Annotated in this window: 15 protein-coding genes and 1 pseudogene; 6 read left to right on the plus strand and 10 right to left on the minus strand. The window is 62.8% G+C overall.

Annotated features, from left to right (window positions below; genetic code table 11):
• Positions 1 to 2 precede the first annotated feature (2 nt).
• Positions 3 to 652, minus strand: a pseudogene (locus AC3D25_RS20200) (Rossmann-fold NAD(P)-binding domain-containing protein); the annotation flags it as partial.
• Positions 653 to 913: 261 nt separating this feature from the next.
• Between AC3D25_RS20200 and AC3D25_RS20205 the strand changes: the two are divergent.
• Genes AC3D25_RS20205 through AC3D25_RS20215 form a run of 3 tightly spaced genes read left to right on the plus strand, consistent with a single transcriptional unit; the run spans position 914 to position 4,655 of the window.
• Positions 914 to 1,372: a (2Fe-2S)-binding protein gene (locus tag AC3D25_RS20205; protein WP_488890485.1), complete on the plus strand. Its 459-nt coding sequence runs from the start codon at positions 914 to 916 to the stop codon at positions 1,370 to 1,372.
• A gap of 10 nt (positions 1,373 to 1,382) precedes the next feature.
• The gene (locus tag AC3D25_RS20210; RefSeq protein ID WP_488890221.1) at positions 1,383 to 2,387 is read left to right on the plus strand and encodes an FAD binding domain-containing protein; all 1,005 of its coding nucleotides are present in this window, start codon (positions 1,383 to 1,385) and stop codon (positions 2,385 to 2,387) included.
• A 33-nt stretch (positions 2,388 to 2,420) separates the two neighbouring features.
• On the plus strand, positions 2,421 to 4,655 hold the full coding sequence (locus AC3D25_RS20215) for a xanthine dehydrogenase family protein molybdopterin-binding subunit (RefSeq protein WP_488890222.1): 2,235 nt from the start codon (positions 2,421 to 2,423) through the stop codon (positions 4,653 to 4,655).
• A 17-nt stretch (positions 4,656 to 4,672) separates the two neighbouring features.
• Here AC3D25_RS20215 and AC3D25_RS20220 read toward each other — a convergent pair whose 3' ends face one another.
• From AC3D25_RS20220 to ftrA, 8 genes are all read right to left on the minus strand, one after another.
• Positions 4,673 to 7,015 carry a hybrid sensor histidine kinase/response regulator gene (locus AC3D25_RS20220; protein ID WP_488890223.1) on the minus strand — a complete coding sequence of 781 codons (2,343 nt, stop codon included), beginning with the start codon at positions 7,013 to 7,015 and terminating at the stop codon, positions 4,673 to 4,675.
• Between the two features lie 385 nt (positions 7,016 to 7,400).
• Positions 7,401 to 8,339, minus strand: a complete 939-nt coding sequence (locus AC3D25_RS20225; RefSeq protein ID WP_488890224.1) for a Solitary outer membrane autotransporter beta-barrel domain — start codon at positions 8,337 to 8,339, stop codon at positions 7,401 to 7,403.
• A gap of 421 nt (positions 8,340 to 8,760) precedes the next feature.
• Complete coding sequence (locus AC3D25_RS20230; RefSeq protein WP_488890225.1) at positions 8,761 to 9,972, minus strand: c-type cytochrome; 1,212 nt, start codon at positions 9,970 to 9,972, stop codon at positions 8,761 to 8,763.
• Between the two features lie 71 nt (positions 9,973 to 10,043).
• On the minus strand, positions 10,044 to 11,777 hold the full coding sequence (locus tag AC3D25_RS20235) for a methanol/ethanol family PQQ-dependent dehydrogenase (protein ID WP_488890226.1): 1,734 nt from the start codon (positions 11,775 to 11,777) through the stop codon (positions 10,044 to 10,046).
• A 267-nt stretch (positions 11,778 to 12,044) separates the two neighbouring features.
• Positions 12,045 to 12,332, minus strand: coding sequence for a pyrroloquinoline quinone biosynthesis peptide chaperone PqqD (pqqD, locus tag AC3D25_RS20240; protein ID WP_488890227.1), 288 nt, complete (start codon positions 12,330 to 12,332; stop codon positions 12,045 to 12,047).
• 70 nt (positions 12,333 to 12,402) lie between these two features.
• On the minus strand, positions 12,403 to 12,477 hold the full coding sequence (gene pqqA / locus AC3D25_RS20245) for a pyrroloquinoline quinone precursor peptide PqqA (protein ID WP_008347847.1): 75 nt from the start codon (positions 12,475 to 12,477) through the stop codon (positions 12,403 to 12,405).
• Between the two features lie 217 nt (positions 12,478 to 12,694).
• Positions 12,695 to 14,653 (minus strand): sigma-54-dependent Fis family transcriptional regulator, encoded by a 1,959-nt coding sequence (locus AC3D25_RS20250; RefSeq protein WP_488890228.1) that lies wholly within the window; start codon positions 14,651 to 14,653, stop codon positions 12,695 to 12,697.
• Positions 14,654 to 14,797: 144 nt separating this feature from the next.
• On the minus strand, positions 14,798 to 15,763 hold the full coding sequence (gene ftrA, locus AC3D25_RS20255) for a transcriptional regulator FtrA (RefSeq protein WP_488890229.1): 966 nt from the start codon (positions 15,761 to 15,763) through the stop codon (positions 14,798 to 14,800).
• A gap of 103 nt (positions 15,764 to 15,866) precedes the next feature.
• Here ftrA and AC3D25_RS20260 point away from each other — a divergent pair, with 103 nt between their 5' ends.
• The 3 genes from AC3D25_RS20260 (at position 15,867) to AC3D25_RS20270 (ending at position 17,332) form a co-directional block, all read left to right on the plus strand.
• The gene (locus AC3D25_RS20260) at positions 15,867 to 16,286 is read left to right on the plus strand and encodes a rhodanese-like domain-containing protein (protein ID WP_488890230.1); all 420 of its coding nucleotides are present in this window, start codon (positions 15,867 to 15,869) and stop codon (positions 16,284 to 16,286) included.
• Positions 16,287 to 16,354: 68 nt separating this feature from the next.
• Complete coding sequence (locus AC3D25_RS20265) at positions 16,355 to 16,660, plus strand: NIPSNAP family protein (RefSeq protein WP_488890231.1); 306 nt, start codon at positions 16,355 to 16,357, stop codon at positions 16,658 to 16,660.
• A gap of 249 nt (positions 16,661 to 16,909) precedes the next feature.
• Positions 16,910 to 17,332, plus strand: coding sequence for a lysozyme inhibitor LprI family protein (locus AC3D25_RS20270; RefSeq protein WP_488890232.1), 423 nt, complete (start codon positions 16,910 to 16,912; stop codon positions 17,330 to 17,332).
• A 242-nt stretch (positions 17,333 to 17,574) separates the two neighbouring features.
• Here the strand turns inward: AC3D25_RS20270 and AC3D25_RS20275 are convergent, their stop codons facing one another.
• Positions 17,575 to 18,408, minus strand: a complete 834-nt coding sequence (locus tag AC3D25_RS20275) for a class II glutamine amidotransferase (RefSeq protein ID WP_488890233.1) — start codon at positions 18,406 to 18,408, stop codon at positions 17,575 to 17,577.
• Positions 18,409 to 18,411 lie beyond the last annotated feature (3 nt).

Raw genomic sequence — 18,411 nt, forward strand, 5'->3', positions numbered from 1 at the left:
GCTCAGGCGTAGCGCGCTTCGTCGAGATCGGCGATCAGCGTCGGGCCGGTCGGACGCCAGCCCAGCCGCGCTTGCGTGAGCGCGCTCGACGCCGGCATGTCCATCCCCACGAACATGCCCATCCATCCAAAATGGGCCGCCGCGTCCGCCGAAGGGATTGACACCACGGGCAAGTTCAGCCCGCGACCGAGCGACTCGGCGATCTCGCGGCTGCCGACGCCTTCTTCGCCGACCGCGTGATATCGCGCGCCCGGTTCACGCTTTTCGACCGCGAGCCGAAAAAGGCGCGCGGCATCGAAGAGATGACCCGCTGGCCAGCGATTGCGGCCCTCGCCGACCTACGCCGACACGCCTTTCTCGCGCACAATCGCGACCAGCGGCGTGATGAGACCCTGCTTGAACGGATTGTGAACTTGCGGCAGCCGCACCACCGACACGTGGACGCCCGTCTCCAGCAAAGCGTTCCCAGCCTGTTCGGACGCGATACGCGGATTGGGATGGCTGAAATTACAGACATCTTCGGTCGCGAGCTGACCGAATTCGGCCGTGCCGACCCCGGTTCCGACGTAATGACGAGCGGACGATCGGAGCCCGCGAGCGCCGAACCGAGTGCCGCGATCGCGCGCCTGTCCTTTTCGCAATTCTCGACGAACTAAGAAAGCATAAGAAAGACGCGCGCCACCTCTCCCCGCGACGCGCGCGCTCGGGGAACGTAGTTTGCTGCACGGTTTCAGGTTGCGGCGACTTATGGAAGTTTCATCCGGCGCCTGCCGAAAAAACGATCCGTCCCCTACTGTCAGGAGTTCCCATGAACGAGCAGTCCACTCCCGCCCGTATCCTCGATTCAACCGTCGGACCCAAAGCGAAGGTCATGCCGCCACAGGGCCACACGCACGCGGCCGCGCCCGTGACCATGCCCGTCGAACTGAAAATAAACGGCAAGGATTATCAGCTCGCACTCGATCCGCGCACGACGCTGCTCGACGCGCTCCGCGAACATCTGCAGTTCACCGGCACAAAAAAGGGCTGCGATCACGGTCAGTGCGGCGCATGCACCGTGCATGTCAACGGGCGGCGCGTGAATTCGTGCCTCTGCCTCGCCGCGAATCACGCGGGCGACGAAATCACGACCATCGAAGGAATCGGCGGATCGCAAACGCTGCATCCGATGCAGGCCGCGTTTGTCGAATGCGACGGCTACCAGTGCGGGTACTGCACGTCGGGGCAAATCATGTCGGCGCTCGCATTGCTCGACGAACCGGTCGGGCCGGAGGACGCCGACGTGCGCGAAGCCATGAGCGGCAATCTGTGCCGCTGCGGCGCGTATCAAAACATCGTCGCCGCGATCCAGATCGTGCGCGGCAAGGCCTGAGGAGCGCGCGATGGAACTCTTCCAACTTTCCCGCGCCACCGATCTCGCCGATGCCATCCAGGCCGGCGCGACCGCTCATACGGCCCAACAGGGCGCCGAGGTGCGTTTCCTCGCGGGCGGCACGACGCTGCTCGATCTGATGAAGCTCGATGTCGAGAAGCCGGGCCGCGTGATCGACATCAGCCGTCTGCCACTTGGAGAAATCGAGGCGACGCCGGACGGCGGCGTGAAGATCGGCGCGACGGTGCGTAATGCCGATCTGGCGAATCATCCGTTGATCCACGATGCTTATCCGGTGCTTTCGCAGGCGCTGCTCGCGGGTGCGTCGGCGCAACTGCGCAACATGGCGACGACCGGCGGCAATCTCCTGCAGCGAACGCGCTGCGTTTATTTCCGCGATCCCGCGTTACCGTGCAACAAGCGCAATCCCGGTTCGGGTTGCGCCGCGAAGACGGGCTTCAACCGCACGCAGGCCATCCTAGGCGTAAGCGACGCGTGCATTGCGTCGAATCCGTCGGATATGAACGTGGCGCTGATGGCGCTCGAAGCGACCGTGCTCATTCAGGGCGTGCGCGGCGAGCGCAGCGTGTCGATCGACGATTTCTTCCTGCTTCCCGGCGATACCCCCGAGCGCGAGACCGTGCTCGAACCGGGCGATCTGATTACGCACGTGACGCTGCCGCCGCCCGCGAAAGGTAGCCGCTCGCTGTATCTGAAGCTGCGCGACCGGGCGTCGTATGAGTTCGCGCTTGCGTCGGCGGCGGTGATCGTGACGATCGCGGATGACAAGGTGAGTCACGCGCGTGTCGCGCTGGGCGGCGTGGGCACGAAACCGTGGCGCTCGCGCGAAGCGGAGGCGGCGCTCGCGAACGCTGCACCGAGCGCCGATGTGTTCCAGCGCGCCGCCGCCGATGCGCTCGCGAATGCGCAGCCGCAATCGGAGAACGGCTTCAAGGTCGAGCTCGCGAAACGCTGTCTGGTGCATGCGCTGACGCTCGTCACGACGCCCGCCTGACACCGTCCGAACCCCGAATACAGGAAGACAACCATGTCCGAAGTACACGATTCCGTGCATGAAGTGATCGGCCGCGCGCATTCCCGCATCGACGGGCCGGTCAAGGTGAGCGGCGAAGCCACCTACACCTCCGATATTCATCTGCCCGGCATGCTGCACGCTGTGCCGGTCTGCAGCACGATCGCCGCGGGCCGAATCGTTTCGCTCGAATTCGCCGCCGCAGAATCGATGCCCGGCGTTCACGCAGTACTGCATCGCGGGAATATCGGACGGTTTTATCGTCTGGCTGGAAACTCGATGGACACGGGCTTCGTGGATGAAGCGCGCCCGCCGTTCGAGGACGACGTGATCCGTTATTACGGCCAGTACGTGGCGCTCGTGATCGCGGAAACGGTCGAGGCGGCGAAGGCGGCGGCCGCCGCGATCAAGGTCGGTTATGAAAAAGCGCCGCACGACGTGAGCACGACGCTCGCGACGGACGACGAGCTCAACGTCGAAAGCGAGCGGGGCGACGCCGATGCGGCTTTTGCGAGCGCGCAGGTGTCGCTCGACGAGACGTATGTGACGCCTGCGGAAACGCACAACCCGATCGAACTGCACGCAACGGTCGCGCACTGGGACGGCGACAGCTATACGTTCTATGAAACGTCGCAAGCGGTCTCGAACCATCGCGGCGCGCTCATGCAGATGCTCGGCCTGCCGAAGGAAAAAGTGCGCGTGGTGTCGCGCTATCTCGGCTCGGGTTTCGGCGGCAAGCTCTGGATGTGGCCGCATTCGCTGCTCGCCGCCGCCGCAACGCGTTATACCGGGCGGCCCGTAAAACTCGTGATCGACCGGAAGATGATGTTTCAGAACGTCGGTCATCGTCCGCTCACGCAGCAGCGCGTGCGGATCTCGGCTTCGTCCGATGGCAAGCTGACCTCGCTCGCGCACGAGTATCTGAACCACGAAGCCATCGCCGATACCTACGCCGAGAGTTGCGGCGAACTCACGCCGGGCCTCTATAGCGTGCCGAATTTGCGCGTGGCGTCGGCGACCGTGAAGCGCAACGTCGGGTCGCCGACTTCCATGCGCGGGCCGGGCGCGGTGCCGGGATTATTCGCGATCGAATCGGCGATGGACGAACTGGCCGTGAAGCTCGCCATCGATCCGGTCCAACTGCGCATTCTTAACGAACCGAAGGTGGATGAATCGAGCGGCTTGCCGTTCTCATCGCGGCATCTGCTGGAGTGTCTGCGCACGGGCGCCGATAAATTCGGCTGGGCGCGGCGAACGCCCGGCGTCGGGTCGATGAAGCGCGATGACGGCGTCGTGCTCGGCTGGGGTATGGGCGCGTGCAGTTGGCCGGCGATCCGCTTCTCGGCGCAAGCGACGGTGGATTTGCGCGACGACGGGACGGCGCGCGTCGTGTCGGGCACTCAGGATATCGGCACGGGTACTTACACGATCCTCGCGCAACTGGTCGCCGCGCAAACGGGCCTGCCGCTCGCAAAGATCGAAGTCGGTCTCGGCGATACCGCGCTGCCCCTTGGGCCGATTTCAGGCGGATCGGCGGCGACGGCGTCGCTCGTGCCGGCGGTCTCGGACGCGGCGCGCGCCGCCGTGAAAATCGTGCTGACGCGTGCGGGTGCGGTGAGCGGATCGCCGTTTGAAGGCGCGAAGCCCGAGGAACTGCGCATGACCGATGGCCACGTGCATCGCAAGGATGAACCTGCGTCGAAGGGCGTGCCGTTCGAGCAGATTCTCGTGAAGGCGAAAATGCAGGCCGCGTCGGGCAGCGGGAACGCGGAAGGCGGTTTCGACGATCCGCTCAAGAAGAAGTACTCGCTGCATTCGTACGGCGCGCATTTCGCCGAGGTGACGTGGCAGCCGGAAATCGCGCAGTTGCGTGTCACGCGCGTGGTGACGGTGATCGACGGCGGCCGCATCCTTAACCTGAAGGCCGGGCGCAACCAGATCGAAGGCGCGGTGGTGATGGGCGTGGGCATGGCGCTCTTCGAGCACACGCATTACGACCCGCAATCGGGCGCGCCGATCAACAGCAATCTGGCGGACTACGTCATCGCGACGCACGCCGATGCGCCTAAGCTCGACGTGACTTTCCTCGATCACCCCGACACGATCTTCAATGAGCTCGGTGCGCGGGGGATCGCGGAAATCGGGCTGGCGGGCATCGCGGCGGCGATCACGAGCGCGGTCTATCACGCGACCGGCGTGCGCGTGCGCAAGCTGCCGGTGATGATCGAGGATCTGCTTGGCGCGGTGTAGCGGCGAGAGGCGAGGGCTTACTTGCCTCGCGCCGATTCGATCACGGCGCGCAACTCGGCCGAAGTGAATGGCTTGCGCAGAGATGCGCAGTCGAAGCCAAGCTCTTCGGGCCGGGGCGCGTCGGCGCCGGATGCAAACACGACCTTCAGTCCCGGATGCATGTCGATCGCCGCGCGCGCAAGGTCGATGCCGGATTGCCCCGGAAGCACGATATCCGTCAGCAGCACATCGAAGTTGCCCGCTTGCAGGACTTGCATCGCCTCGGATGCGTCGGCGGCCTGGCCCACGCCGTAGCCCATCTCGCTCAACAACTCGCCGACCGCTTCCTGCGACGCGCTGTCGTCGTCGACGACGAGCACCGTTAGTGTTTGCAGCGAACCGCGCGCAGACGGCGAAGGCATTTCCGCCGATACCGCGGGATTCGCCGACGCGAGCATCCGGCGGATTTTCGAGGCAAGTTGTTCGCGGCTGTAGGGTTTGCTAAGCAGCTGGACCCCCGGATCGAGCCGGCCACCGTGGACGATGGCGTTTCGCGTGTAGCCAGAGGTAAAGAGCACCTTCAAATTCGGCATGAGGCGCGTGGCGACCTTCGCGAGTTCGGTACTGCGCATCGGCCCGGGCATGACGACGTCGGTGAAAATCAAATCGATATGCAGCCCGCTCTGGACGATCACGAGCGCGCTCTGTGCATCGTCGGCTTTGAGAACGGTGTAGCCCAGTTGCCGAAGCGTATCCGTGACGGTTGCCTGAACGCGCCGGTCGTCTTCCACGACCAGGATCGTCTCCGATCCGCCCGTTACGGGCGCGGGTTGTTGGTTCTCCAGTTCGACCGCTTTTTCCAGCGAGCGGGGCAAATAGATCTTGACGGTCGTTCCGTGTCCCAGCTCGCTGTAGATCTTGGCGTGTCCGCCGCTTTGCTTGACGAACCCGTAGGCCATGCTCAAGCCGAGGCCGGTGCCTTTTCCTTCGGGCTTGGTCGTAAAGAACGGCTCGAATGCGCGTTCGAGCACTTCGCGCGTCATGCCCGATCCGGTGTCGGTGATCGCGAGGAGCACGTATTGGCCTTCGACGACATCGACTGCAGTCGCGCTGTAGTGCTCGTCCAGCATCGCGTTCGATAGTTCGAGCGTCAGCTTTCCGCCGTCCGGCATTGCGTCGCGCGCGTTGATCGCCAGGTTCAGCACGACGCTTTCTAGCTGGTTGGGATCGACCAGCGTGTTCCAGAGACCGCCGGCAATGACCGTTTCGACGTCGATGGTTTCTCCGAGCGCGCGTCTCAGCAGGTCGTCCATCGAACGAAGCATGACCGCGAGATTGACGACGTTCGGCTGGAGCGCCTGACGGCGCGCAAATGCGAGCAACTGCGACGCGAGTTTCGCGCCGCGTTCGACCGCTTCGATGGCTTTGTCGAGACGGTCCCTCGTCCACTCGTCGCGGCCGAGGCGGCCTTCCAGCAGTTCCAGATTGCCGCGCAACACTTGCAGAACGTTGTTGAAGTCGTGCGCGACGCCACCCGTCAACTGACCGATCGCCTCCATTTTCTGCGACTGCAGCAGTGACACGCGCGCCTTCTCAAGCTCGTCCTGCGCGGTCTTGCGCTCGGTGATGTCACGTGTGATCTTTGCAAAACCGATAAGCTGCCCCTGGTCGTCGCGGATGGCGTCGATCACGGCGTTCGCCCAAAACCGGCTGCCGTCTTTCCTGACCCGCCATCCTTCCGTCTCGAAACGGCCCTCCGTCGCGGCGGTGTGAAGTCCATGTTCCGGCAGGTTTTTGGCGGCATCCTCGGCGGTGTAGAACTGCCTGAAATGCGTTCCGACAACTTCGCTCGCCAGGTAACCCTTGATGCGCGCGGCGCCCGCGTTCCAGTTCGTTACGTGTCCCTCGGGCGAAAGCATGTAGATCGCGTAGTCGGTGACGCCTTGCACGAGGAGGCGGAACCGCCGCTCGCTTTCGATGGCCGATTCGTGAGCCGCGCGCTTGTCGGTGATATCCCGGACGATCTTGCCGAAACCTACGAGCGTTCCGTCGGGCATATGCAGCGGCGTAATCAGGACACTCGCCCAGAATTCGGTCCCGTCCCGGCGAACGCGCCAGCCTTCCGCTTCGTACTTTCCCGTCTCGCGCGCGGTTCGCAACGCGTTGGCCGGACCACCGGCGCGCCGCTCGTCTTCCGTGTAGAAGAGCGAAAAATGACGACCGAGAATTTCGTCCGCTTCATACCCTTTGATGCGCCGCGCACCTCGATTCCAACTCGCGACTTCGCCGCTTTCGGTGAGCCTGAAAATCGCGTATTCATCGACGCGCGCGACCAGAAGGCGCGGCCAGATCCCGTCCATCTCGTCAATCTCGACCATCATCCCGATCCTTGGCATTTTTATGTGGGGCTATCCGTGTGTTGCCGGCGAAACTTGCGTTACCTGGCGTCCCAGCCGCCGTGCACGAAAGCGCTGGAGACGAATTATCGATGGGGCGCGCCGCGACGGGCAGATCGCGGCGCGTAAATAGCAAAATGGCTGACACAATTATCACGCGAAACGAGTAGGGCAGGCCGTCCGATTTACCGGCGAACGGATCCGGTTGCTTGAACGCGGGCGGTAATTATGTTCCTAATTACTCGGGAGCATAGCCGTTACGCCGACACGAAACCGCCGGCGCGGCGCGAGGTGTCAGGCCACTCGCGCTTCTTGCTGCAGCGCGTGCAGCGTTATTTTCCCGACTTTGGCGCGACCTCGGCGACGGCCGTCAATAGTCAAGGCCCAGGTTCACGGTCCATCCGCTGACATGCGCGCCAAACAGATAAGCGGCGCCGACTCGCACACGTTTCGATTGCAGGTTGTCTCGCGAAAGCGGGACCTCGAGTCCGGCGCCGACTTTCGCTATCGATGTAAAGCCGAGCGCATCGCGATCAGGACCGAAGAATCCTCCGTATCCCGCGCTAACCACATAACCGAGCGGCCTCGCGAATAACTGCGCGCCCGTCGGGCCGGCGTAGTCCGCTTCGATCGACCACGATCCCGCGGTTTCCCTGAATCGCAATATGGGATCCGACTCGCCGAAGCTCGATACCCACGACCATGCAATATGACCGCGGACGCTCAGTGTCTGCGCCGGCGTTATGTTCGTCGTCCAGGCGAGCGCCGCGTTCGGCGTGATGAGCCATGCGTTCTCATGCCAGTTGAATAGCGGCCCGTCCGTGAGCGGTTGCAGGCTCGTGGCCGTGCCCGCGTAGCTGGCGTCGTTGAGCAGCCTTGCCAGACTAAAATCGATTCCCGGCTCGAACGTAAAGCCATAACCGAGTTTGCTGCTCAGGAACAGGCCGCCCGTGGCGCTATAGGCCGACCACTTGCTATCGATACTGCCGGGCGCGCCACCCGGAACGTTCGTGGCGACCGTGTCTTTCTGCCGGAAGTATCCGCCGGAGATTCGCCAGTTGACCGTGTTCCGATCCGAGAGCGAAAACAGATTGCCCTCGAGCGGAACCCGGGTAACGAAAAGCGATTGCGAATCGCCGCCATCCGTGACGTTGAGGTGCGCGGAACTGATATCGGGCGTCGCGGTGAGATTCAGGATCTGCGAGTACACGGCGCCGAGCCGCGCGCCGCTGATGACGTCCCGGGTGGATTGCGCAGCGGCGCCCGGTGCGTCCACGATAGCGAGAAGGACGAGAAGCCACCGGGCCATATCGACCGGTGCCTTGCCACGGTACTTTTGTGCCGAGTGTTGCACGCCGGAATTTGGCCTTTTAGCGAGTCGAGACGTTCCAGAAATCCGACGCGATGCGTGGACGCGTAAGACGCATTCTAAGCGCTGAGCGTGGTTGTGGGGACGGCGGTGCGCGTGAGCTAGGAGCGCTTCGGAAAATGGCGTTATCGGACTCAAAGCCGGTCGACGCGCGAGGAGGGCCGGCGTCGCTATTGATTGTCTGGCAAGCGGACAGGCTTAACGTTACGACCGATGTAAGCACCGCTTCAGCCTGAACGCGGCGCATGAGAGAACGATCGAATTAAGGTGTTTCGTCGCCCATAGGCGATCATCGCCCTCCGCCGGCGGTAACCGGTTCGGAAGGCGCATCGCGTTACGCGAAGGTTTGGATCGGCAATTGTTAATGCGCCGTTCCCGCGTTAAGCGGCAGCGTCGATGCCCGCGCGCTGTCGGCAGTCATCTTTCCCGCGCCCGGCTTGTAGCCATTCGAGAGAAGCAGGAAGGCCATGATATCGGCGTAGTCCTGGTCCTTGAGCTTGCCGGGACGGTCCGCGGGCATGTTGGTCGCCATGTAGCCGAAAATGCCGCCCACCGTCAGATGCGAGTTCGATACCGGCGCGAAGGCGGGGCCTTGCAAAGCGGGCGCGGTTACGCCCTGGAGCTGCGCGCCGTGACACTTGGCGCACGAGCTTGAATAAAGCGTCTTGCCGCGCGTCGTTTGCGCCTGCTCGAACGTAGGCGGCTCGATGCCCGCTTCGTTCGACACCTTGATTACGCGGCCCATGTTGCGGGCATTCGCGCCCGCGAGCATGACGCCCGCGCGGTGCGTCGAGGACATCGCGGGCATGTTCGACGAGTGTGACGTTTCGAGATCGGCAGGAAGCGCCCATTGTGTCGTGAGCGCCTGCAAACGGCCATCGTTCGTCATGTCCGTGAGCGCGGCGTCGATCCGGTCGCGATACTGCGCGCTACGCGGCCCGAATGCGAACGTCAATTGCCAGTCCGAATACGCCGACTGCGTGGCGGCCACGGTGAACTTGCGCTCAGGATGCGCGGCACGGTAGGCGACGAGCGCCGGATACCAGACGATCGCGCGCTGCGCTCGTCCGCTCGCGACGGCATCAACTGTGGACGCGGACGTATTTTCGAGGTCGAGCGTGATGTCCGTTTGCTGCACGGCGATCAATTGCGCGGGACTCGCATACATCGCGGCGACAGTGCGGCGGGCCGCGCCTTGCGGATCGGCGTCGGGAGCCTGGATGTTGACGTACCCGGCGCGCAGGTAGCCGCGTGAAAAGCGCATCTTGCCGCCGGACGCATCGGCGACACTCGAACGCGGGAAGCCCGCGATCACGTCGCAAGCATGAGCAAGCGTCTTGTCCAGTTCCTTGAGCGAGACGCCGTCGTCATCGCCGTCGCCTATGCCGTGCGTTTCGAAGCGCGCGGCAATATGGGCTTGCGCAAAGGCCGCTTGCGCGACGGTGCGGTCGAGCGCGGCCGACGGACTGCCGGGAAACGTGCATACGGTCACGGCGTAAGAACAGGCCGGTGCAAGCGCGACGCAGGTCGCCAGCGCACATGCCGCGCGTATGGGTTTGAGGGTCGGTTTCATAGTGTCGTGCATCCGATGAAATCAATGAGAGCCGCGCGCGAACGCGCGGCGCAACGGTCTTGCGTGCGAGTTCAGGTCCGGTTCAGCGCGAACACATACAACGTGCCGCCGCGCGGAATTTTTTCGCCGGCTTTCGCCATCGGACCGCCCCAGATCGGATTCGCGCCGCCGTAGCCCGCCAGCACGGCGACATATTCCTTGCCGTCGATCTCATACACGGACGGCTGCGCGATGATGCCGCTCGCCAGTTTCGGGCTTTGCCACAGCACCTTTCCGCTCGCTTCGTCGAAGGCGATCAGGTGGCCGTCGAGCGAGCCGCTGAATGCGAGGCCGCCCGCGGTGGTCGCGACGCCGCCGTTCCACGGCAGCTTGGTCCAGTGGCTCCAGACCTTCTTGCCGGTATCCACGTCGATGGCTTGCAGTTCGCCATAGCCCTTGCTGTTCGGTTCCGGCTTGATTTCGAAGCCTTCGCCGAGATACGGCAGACCTTCCATGTAGTTCACGGATTTACCCGACAGCGACATGCACGCGTGCAACGCCGGAACGATCGCGAGATGCTTCTCCGGGTCATACGAGACCGACCACCAGTTCTTGCCGCCGAGGAAGCTCGGACAGGTCTCGATGGTCGTGCCGGCCTTCGGATATTTCGCGGGGTCTTGAATGGGCGCGCCTTTGTCGTCGTAGCCCGTGACCGAGGACACCGTAACGAACGGCCGCGCATAGATCAGCTTGCCGTTGCTGCGGTCGATCGCGTGGAAGAAGCCGTTGCGATCCGCGTGGATGATGGCGTCGTAATCCTTGCCCTGATACTTGATGTTGGCGAGCACGGGCGTGTTGACGCCGTCGTAGTCCCACGTGTCGTGCGTCGTGTATTGGTAGTGCCACTTGAGGTCGCCGGTTTTCGGATCGAGTGCGAGCAGCGAGTCCGAATAGAGGTTGTCGCCGGGACGAAGGTCGGCGAGCCACGGACCGGGATTGCCCACGCCCCAGTACAGCGTCTTGCTGGCCGAATCGTAAGTGCCGGTCAGCCACGCCGGTGCGCCGCCGTGTTCCTGCATGCCGTCGGGCCAGGTGTTGCCGCCGGCTTCCTTCGCGCCGGGCACCGTGAAGCGCTTCCAGAGCACGTGGCCGTCGGCGGGATCGAGCGCGGCGATAAAGCCGCGCGCGCCATACTCGCCGCCCGAACTTCCGACGACGATCGAGCCGTCGAGCGCAAGCGGCGCGAGTGAGAACGCGTAGCCCACGCCCGGATCGAACATGGCCTTCTTCCAGACGACCGCGCCGGTCTGCGCGTCGAGCGCTGCGACTTCGCCGTTCAGCATCGCGACATAGACGTTCTTGCCGTACAGCGCGACGCCGCGATTGACGACGTCGCAACACGCCGTCTTGAACGACTCCGCGCCGAGCTTAGGCTCGAATTTCCAGAGCTGCTTGCCGGTCGCGGCATCGAATGCATAGACGTTGTCCTTCGGCGTGGTCACGAAGAGAAAGCGTCCATTGACGATAGGCGTTGCTTCGAAGCCTTGCTGCAGATCGGCGGGAAACTTGTAGCTCCATTGCTGCTTCAGGTTCTTCACGTTGGACGTGTCGATCTGCTTGAGAGGCGAATGCCCGTGGCCGTTATAGCTGCGGTAATACGTGAGCCAGCCGGGGTCGTCCTGCGCACTCACGAGCCGGTCGTAAGTGACATCGGGATACGCCGACGCGCCCGCTGCAGCGAACGATGGGCCGGCCGCGAAGCTGAACGCAGCGACGGCCGCGGCCGCGACTGCGGAGATGCGCCACGCCATGACGGATGTCTTCATTATTGTCTCCTGTGAGTTGTGTTGTGGTGCCGCCTGGTGAGCAACCGCTCGATCGGTATGCGAATCAGTGGTGGCATCGTTAAGGCAAGTCGTATGCCATTCGACGCGACTTTCATCGTGCATGGCTGCACGCCGTCTCTGACGCCGCAGAGGCTTCATTTCGACCCGGAGAGCGAAGCGAGGAAGGTGTTGCAACGAGGCGCAGCGAGACACTCGGCTGTTGCTCGATGCAACACGCAGTGCATCGAACGTTGCATGACGCGAGGCCTAGTCGATCCACCCGCGATTGCGCGCTTCATCGAGAAAGCGATAGACGTCCGCCGCCAATCCGCATATTTGAAAGCGCAGTTCCAGTTCAGCGATGATGCCGTCGAGTTCGCGCGTGCCGTCGCAAAGCGCGAGGATTTCTCCCGCGCTGCGGTTGACTTCATGATTACCGAGCGGATGTTCGACCTCGCACGTGCGTCCGTTCGCGTGCCAGATAATCCGGACGTCGGCCTGAAGGCGCGGGCGCGCGCGAACCCTTGCGCGTGAATGCGAATGGGGTGGGTTCATGGTGAAAAGAGTAACGACTCGAGGCGCTCGCGCCGCGTCATAGCGGCGCGAGCGACATTACTTCAATCGTTCAGCGGGTAGCGATATACATCGTGATTTCGAAGCCGAAACGCAAATCGGTAAAGGCGGGTGTCGTCCATTGCATGGTTGTCTCCTGGTCGTTGCATCTGGAAAGGAGCCGCGGATTATTCCGCGGCCGGCTCTCCCAAATGCAAGCTCCATGCCCTCATGAAGGTCGCGTCTAAAGGCGACGCGTAGCTTTCAAAAATATTTCGCCAAAGAACGAGGCGCGAACGACGTGGTGTTCAGTTTCGCGACAGTACACGTTGCGAAATGGAACACCTTTGCGGCGGAATATAGGCTTAATCGGCGGCGTGCTGCGGCAACTTACGATAGATGGTGTTACGTGAGATGCCCAAGGCGCGTGCGGCGGCGGAAACGTTCCCCTGATGCCGCGCGAGCGCGGAGGTGATGACCGACGCGGTGACTTCCTCAAGGCGCTCGGGCACGTGCTTTGGCACGTTGCGCGGGCATGTTTCGACTTCGATACCGCCGACTTCGTCGAAGAAATCGTCGGGCAAGTGCTCGCGACGGATACAGCCCGCGCCGTCCGCCATCGCGGCGGCCGTGCGCAGCAGATTGGCTAGCTGCCGGCAATTGCCCGGCCACGGATAGCATTCGAACAGCGCCATGACGTCGGCGTCGATGGTAAGCGGCGCGGCGCCGTGCGTCTCGGCGCTGAGTTCGTGCAGCATCCACGTGACGACGGCCGCCAGGTCCGTACGCTCGCGCAGCGGCGGCAACTTGACGACAAGCCCGTTCAGCCGGTAGTAGAGGTCTTCGCGGAAGCGGTTCTGCACGATCATCTCGCGCAAGTTGCGATGAGTGGCGCAAATGATCGCGACATCGACCGGGATGGATTTGTTGGAGCCGAGCGGATCGACCACACGCTCCTGCAGCACGCGCAGCAAGCGCATTTGCAGCGGAAACGGCATGTCGCCGATTTCGTCGAGAAAGAGTGTCCCGCCATTGGCTTGCAGCACCTTGCCGGCGGTCCCCTTGCGTCGCGCGCCGGTGAACGCGCCTTCTTCGTAGCCGAACAACTCGGATTCGATCAGGCTCTCCGGAATGGACGCGCAGTTCACGGCAACGAACGGCGCGGCGCGGCGCGGGGAATCGTTGTGGATCGCTTGCGCGAGCAGTTCCTTGCCCGTGCCGGTCTCGCCTGTGACGAGGATTGGAATGTTCTTCCCGATCACCTTGCGCACTTTGCCGATCAGGCTTGCCATCGATGGATCGCCCGCGTCGAGCGAGGACAGTGAACAAAGTCTCGAGACGTTCTTGTTGGGAACAGGCAGGCAAACAGGCGTACCGGCAGCGCCCGCGGCCTGAACGCTCGATTGCCACGGCCCGTCGGCGAGCGACGCGCGATTCAGGCGAACGCGTCCGCAGAGCGCCGCGCCGTTGTTCAGATTGAGCGTGAAATGCGACGCGCGGCTCGCTTGCGAACGAACAATCAATTCGGCGCTCGTCATGCGAAACAAGGAGGAAAGCGTGTGCGCGCGCAGCGACGCCAGCGACAAGCCGAGCTGGAATTGCGCGCTGCGATTGGCGGAGAGAAAGCGCCCGTCGCAGGTGAAGGCGGCGATGCCTTCCATCAGCGTGCCGAGAAACTCCGGGCGGGCGTGGAAGGCGATCTGCAGCATGCCGTCGAAGGTGCTCGAAAACAGGTGGTTCTCGATCATCTGCACCGACATCTTCGCGAGCGCCATGGTGTGCCGGTGATAGCTGCGACGGTCGCCCGTCACATCGAGCACGCCGATCAGATCGCCGTACGGATCGAGGATCGGCACGCTCGAGCATGTCAGGAAATGGTTCGCGGCGAGATAGTGCTGGTCCCCATGCACGACGGTCGCATTGCGTTCGGCGATGGCCGTGCCGATTGCGTTGGTGCCCTGACGCTCCTCGGCCCAGTTCGCCCCGGCCTTCAGCGCGACCTTCTCGGCGCGGGCGAGAAAATCGTCGTCGCCGGTCGAATGGAGGATGAGACCGAGCGCGTCGGTCAGCACGATCATGCTGTGCGTGTCGGCGATCTGCGCTCGCAGCGTCTCCATCACGGGCGTCGCGTGCGTACACAGAATCCGGTTCTGTTCGAGCTTGAGGCGCAGTTCACCGACGGTCAGGACGTCGTAATCGGGACGCGTCGACGCGGATAGCCCGAACGTCTCGGAACGCTCGTGCGCCTTTTCTATCGACGGTATTCGCCAGCTGCTCTCGGGTTGACCCTGAGGCACCGCTATTTCATGGGAATGTTCGCGCATGTCTCCTCCTGTTGCACGTTCCGGTCAAGTCGCCGGGTTTTGCATCGGAAAGAGCAAGTCCCGCGCCAAATTGGGTCGCGGTCGCAACTGTCGGGAAATCGAAAGGTCTGGGGCCGGTGAATTTGCGCGTTTCGACGCGCCCAATCAGGGCTTTGTGCCCTGACCGAATTTCTCCCGATAAGCGGTCGGGCTCGTCAGCGCGATGCGTCGAAAGTGCCTGCGCAACGATTCCTCGGAACCGAAGCCCGCTAGCTCGGCGACGCGGGCAACAGGCATCGACCGCTTTGCTTCGAGCAACTCACGCGCGGCCGCGACGCGCTCGCGCACCACCCATTCGTAGGGCGCCATGCCAGTGGCATCGCGGAATTGGCGCTGTAGCGTGCGTGGGCTCATCGCCGCGCGTTCGGCGAGCGAGCGCAATGTGTGCGGCAGAGCAGGATGCCGACGTACCCAGTCCATCAACGTCGCCAGACGCCCGCTTTCGTCCGGCGGCATCGGACGCGGCACGAACTGCGCCTGACCGCCTTCGCGATGCGGAGCCACCACGAGCCTTTGCGCGACACGGTTCGCCACCGCGCTGCCGTAGTCGCACCGCACCAGATGAAGCAGCATGTCGAGGCCCGCCGCCGATCCCGCCGACGTCATGATCTGCCCTTCGTCCACGTACAGCGCGTCGGGCTGCACGCGCAACTGCGGATACCGTTCCTGCAACTTGGCCGCATAGCGCCAGTGCGTCGTGACAGTTTTGCCGTCGAGCACACCGGCGGCCGCCAGTACGAACACGCCAGAGCAGATCGAGCAAAGCCGCGCGCCACGCCGATAAGCCGCGCGGATCTTCTTGAGCAGCGCTGCCGGCGGCAACTCGTCTGCATCGCGCCAGCCGGGCACGACGATCGTATCCGCGCGATCGAGCAGCTTGAGCGTGTACGGCGCGGCGATCGTGATGCCGCCTGCCGCCCGCAACGGACCCGGCTCGCTTGCGCAAACCGCGAAGCGATACCAATCGACGTCCAGCTCAGGACGTTCGAGCGCGAACAGTTCGGTCACGCAGCCGAATTCAAAAGTACAGAGCCGGTCGTAAGCCAGCGCGACGACGAAATGTTTGTCCATGGCGCAATGTTACCGGATATAGACGATTACGCCACTTACCATGCGCACGATCCGGCGTCAGACTCAAGTCTTGGCGCTCAACCAACTTACCTGGATTTCAAACATGTCGACCCTCACCATGAACAACGCTGTCACCGCTATTCCCGCCGCTGAAAGTGCGGCCGCGCTCGCACATTTCCAGGCATCGCTGCAATTCGAAACCGATTGCTCCGATGTCGCCAGCGCGTTCGCGAGCGGCACGCCTGGCTTCGTTCTCTTGGACGTGCGCGGTCCGGCGCTGTTCGCGATGGGTCACGTGCCGGGCGCGGTCAATCTGCCGCATGGAAAAATCATTGCGTCGAAGCTCGCGCCGTATCCGCAGGACACGCTGTTCGTTACGTACTGCGCGGGTCCGCATTGCAACGGCGCCGCGCGGGGTGCGTTGCGTCTGGCGCAATTGGGGCGTCCGGTCAAGCTGATGATCGGCGGCGTGACGGGCTGGCTGGATGAAGGCTTCGCGCTCGTTGCGGGCAACGTGCAATAACGGGCGGCGCGAGTTGCACCGTTCGATAGAATGGCGGCATTATCAATTCATCGTGTATCGGACAAGCCATGATTACCTGCTACTTGCGTTACGTTATCGAACCGCATCTGCTTGATGAGTTCGAAACGTACGCAAAACTCTGGATTCCGCTCGTGGAGAAATTCGGCGGAAAGCACCATGGTTACTTCTTGCCGTCCGAGGGCGCGAACAACATTGCGCTGGCACTGTTTTCGTTCACGAGCCTCGCGGCCTACGAGACGTACAGGAGCGACTCCCAAAGCGACGCCGAATGTCAGGCTGCCTATCGATACGCCCTCGATACGCGTTGCATCGTGAGCTACGAACGCAGCTTTTTTCGGCCGGTGTCTGGCTAGTTCGCACGGGCGATAAGATCCTGTAGGAGTTGGTAAGGCCTGCATGGTTTAGCGTATTGATTGCTCAATTGACCTTGAAAGAACGCACTAGTCTTAGGTGGTGAACGAAACCGGTGTCGAGTAGAAAGCTATCCGCCTGGTTTCGAAAGCCCAAGCTAAGTCTTTCTTTCTTTCGAGGTCACCATGATGAAAAAACAGAACGCTCTCGCTAAACCGAATTTTAATGTCGGATGGACAGCAGGATTCGCCTTGGCCGGGGCCACGCTCCTGTTCTCGGCTTCCGCGTCCGCGACGAGTTTCAAATGCACCGCGAAGCTTTCGTCTTCCGAGCACATTGTCTGCGGCGATCCGCAGTTGTCGGCACTCGACGATCAACTTGCGCGCGCTTACGATCGCGCGAAATTCAGCGCGATCGATCCTCGTCCGATTGAAGCGGACCGGACGCAGCAATGGCTCTGGCGTCAGCATAACTGCTCGGAAAAATCGTGCGTTGTCGCGTGGTACAAGCGCCGGATTGCCGAACTCAAAGCCGACTACGCGCAGAATGGAATCGCACGGGACGAGGCTTTCGAGACTGATCTCTCCGCGCAGGATTTGTCGGCCGCGACGAAAATGGCGATGAGGCGAATTCGTACAGAGGCGGGCGACGTCTCTCTCCCGGTCGCGAAGTAGGGCGGCGTTCACCCATGCCGCAGGGCAGCATGTCCTGATGCACTGCATCCACTAATCCCGGCGGACTCGCTGATCGCCTCGCCCACCATTCGTGAACTGCGCGCATAAGGCCATGCAAGCCACCGACCTTCTTTAAGCGCGACACCGCTCTTAAGATCGGAAATTCTCTGGCGGTCGATAGAACGAGATCTTGTTCCGCCCAACCCGCCGGGGGTTTCGAGCTTCGCTTGTCAACGGATCGCTCACGGCAGCGCCGGCGTAAACGCACGATGTTCGATGCTTGCGCCTCGCGCCACGATCGCTTCGCTTTCGGCGATCTCGTTCCATACGCCGGGAAGGTCGACCAACGGCTCGGACAAAACGAGAAAGGCGTCGTCGCCCCCGGCCTTGATGCGCGGATCCTCCGGATACAACTCCCGCAAGTGCCTGAACGACGTGCTGTGAAACAGCGACCTCGAAGCGGCCTCGCTCGAATAGCGGACGGCGACGATCTGCTCGCCGTCGGTCGCACACACGGTCATGTTGATCGGAAATTCAATGCCGTGGCGACGCCCCGCTTCCTCGATGACTGCCACCATGCGCTCCAATGCCTGCACGGGTTCGGTTTGCAGGCCGAACGTGAGCGCGAGAAAGAACATGACCTCGGAGTCGGTGGAGCCCTCGACCGACGCGAACAAATCCGGATCGATCGCGAGCATCAGATCGCGTCTGACCTTCGGGTATTCGCGTATGAGGCCGTTATGCATGAACAGCCAGCGGCCGTATCGAAACGGGTGACAGTTGGTTTCCTGAGCGGGCGTGTCGGTGGCGGCGCGTATGTGCGCGACAAAAAGCGGCGCGTGTATGGCGCGCGCTGCTTCGCGCAGATTGCGGTCGCTCCAGGCCGGCTGCACGCATCGATAGCGATACGGCTCGTCCGACGCAGGCGCATACCAGCCGACGCCGAAGCCATCGCCGTTCGTGGTCGTGTGACCCAGACGTGAATTCAGGCTTTGATCGATCAGCGAATGCTGCGCGCGAAACAGAACCGTTTCGAGTTGAATGGGGTTGCCTTTGTACGCTAGCCAGCGGCACATGAC

This window comes from Caballeronia sp. SL1002 (genome assembly GCF_057814995.1).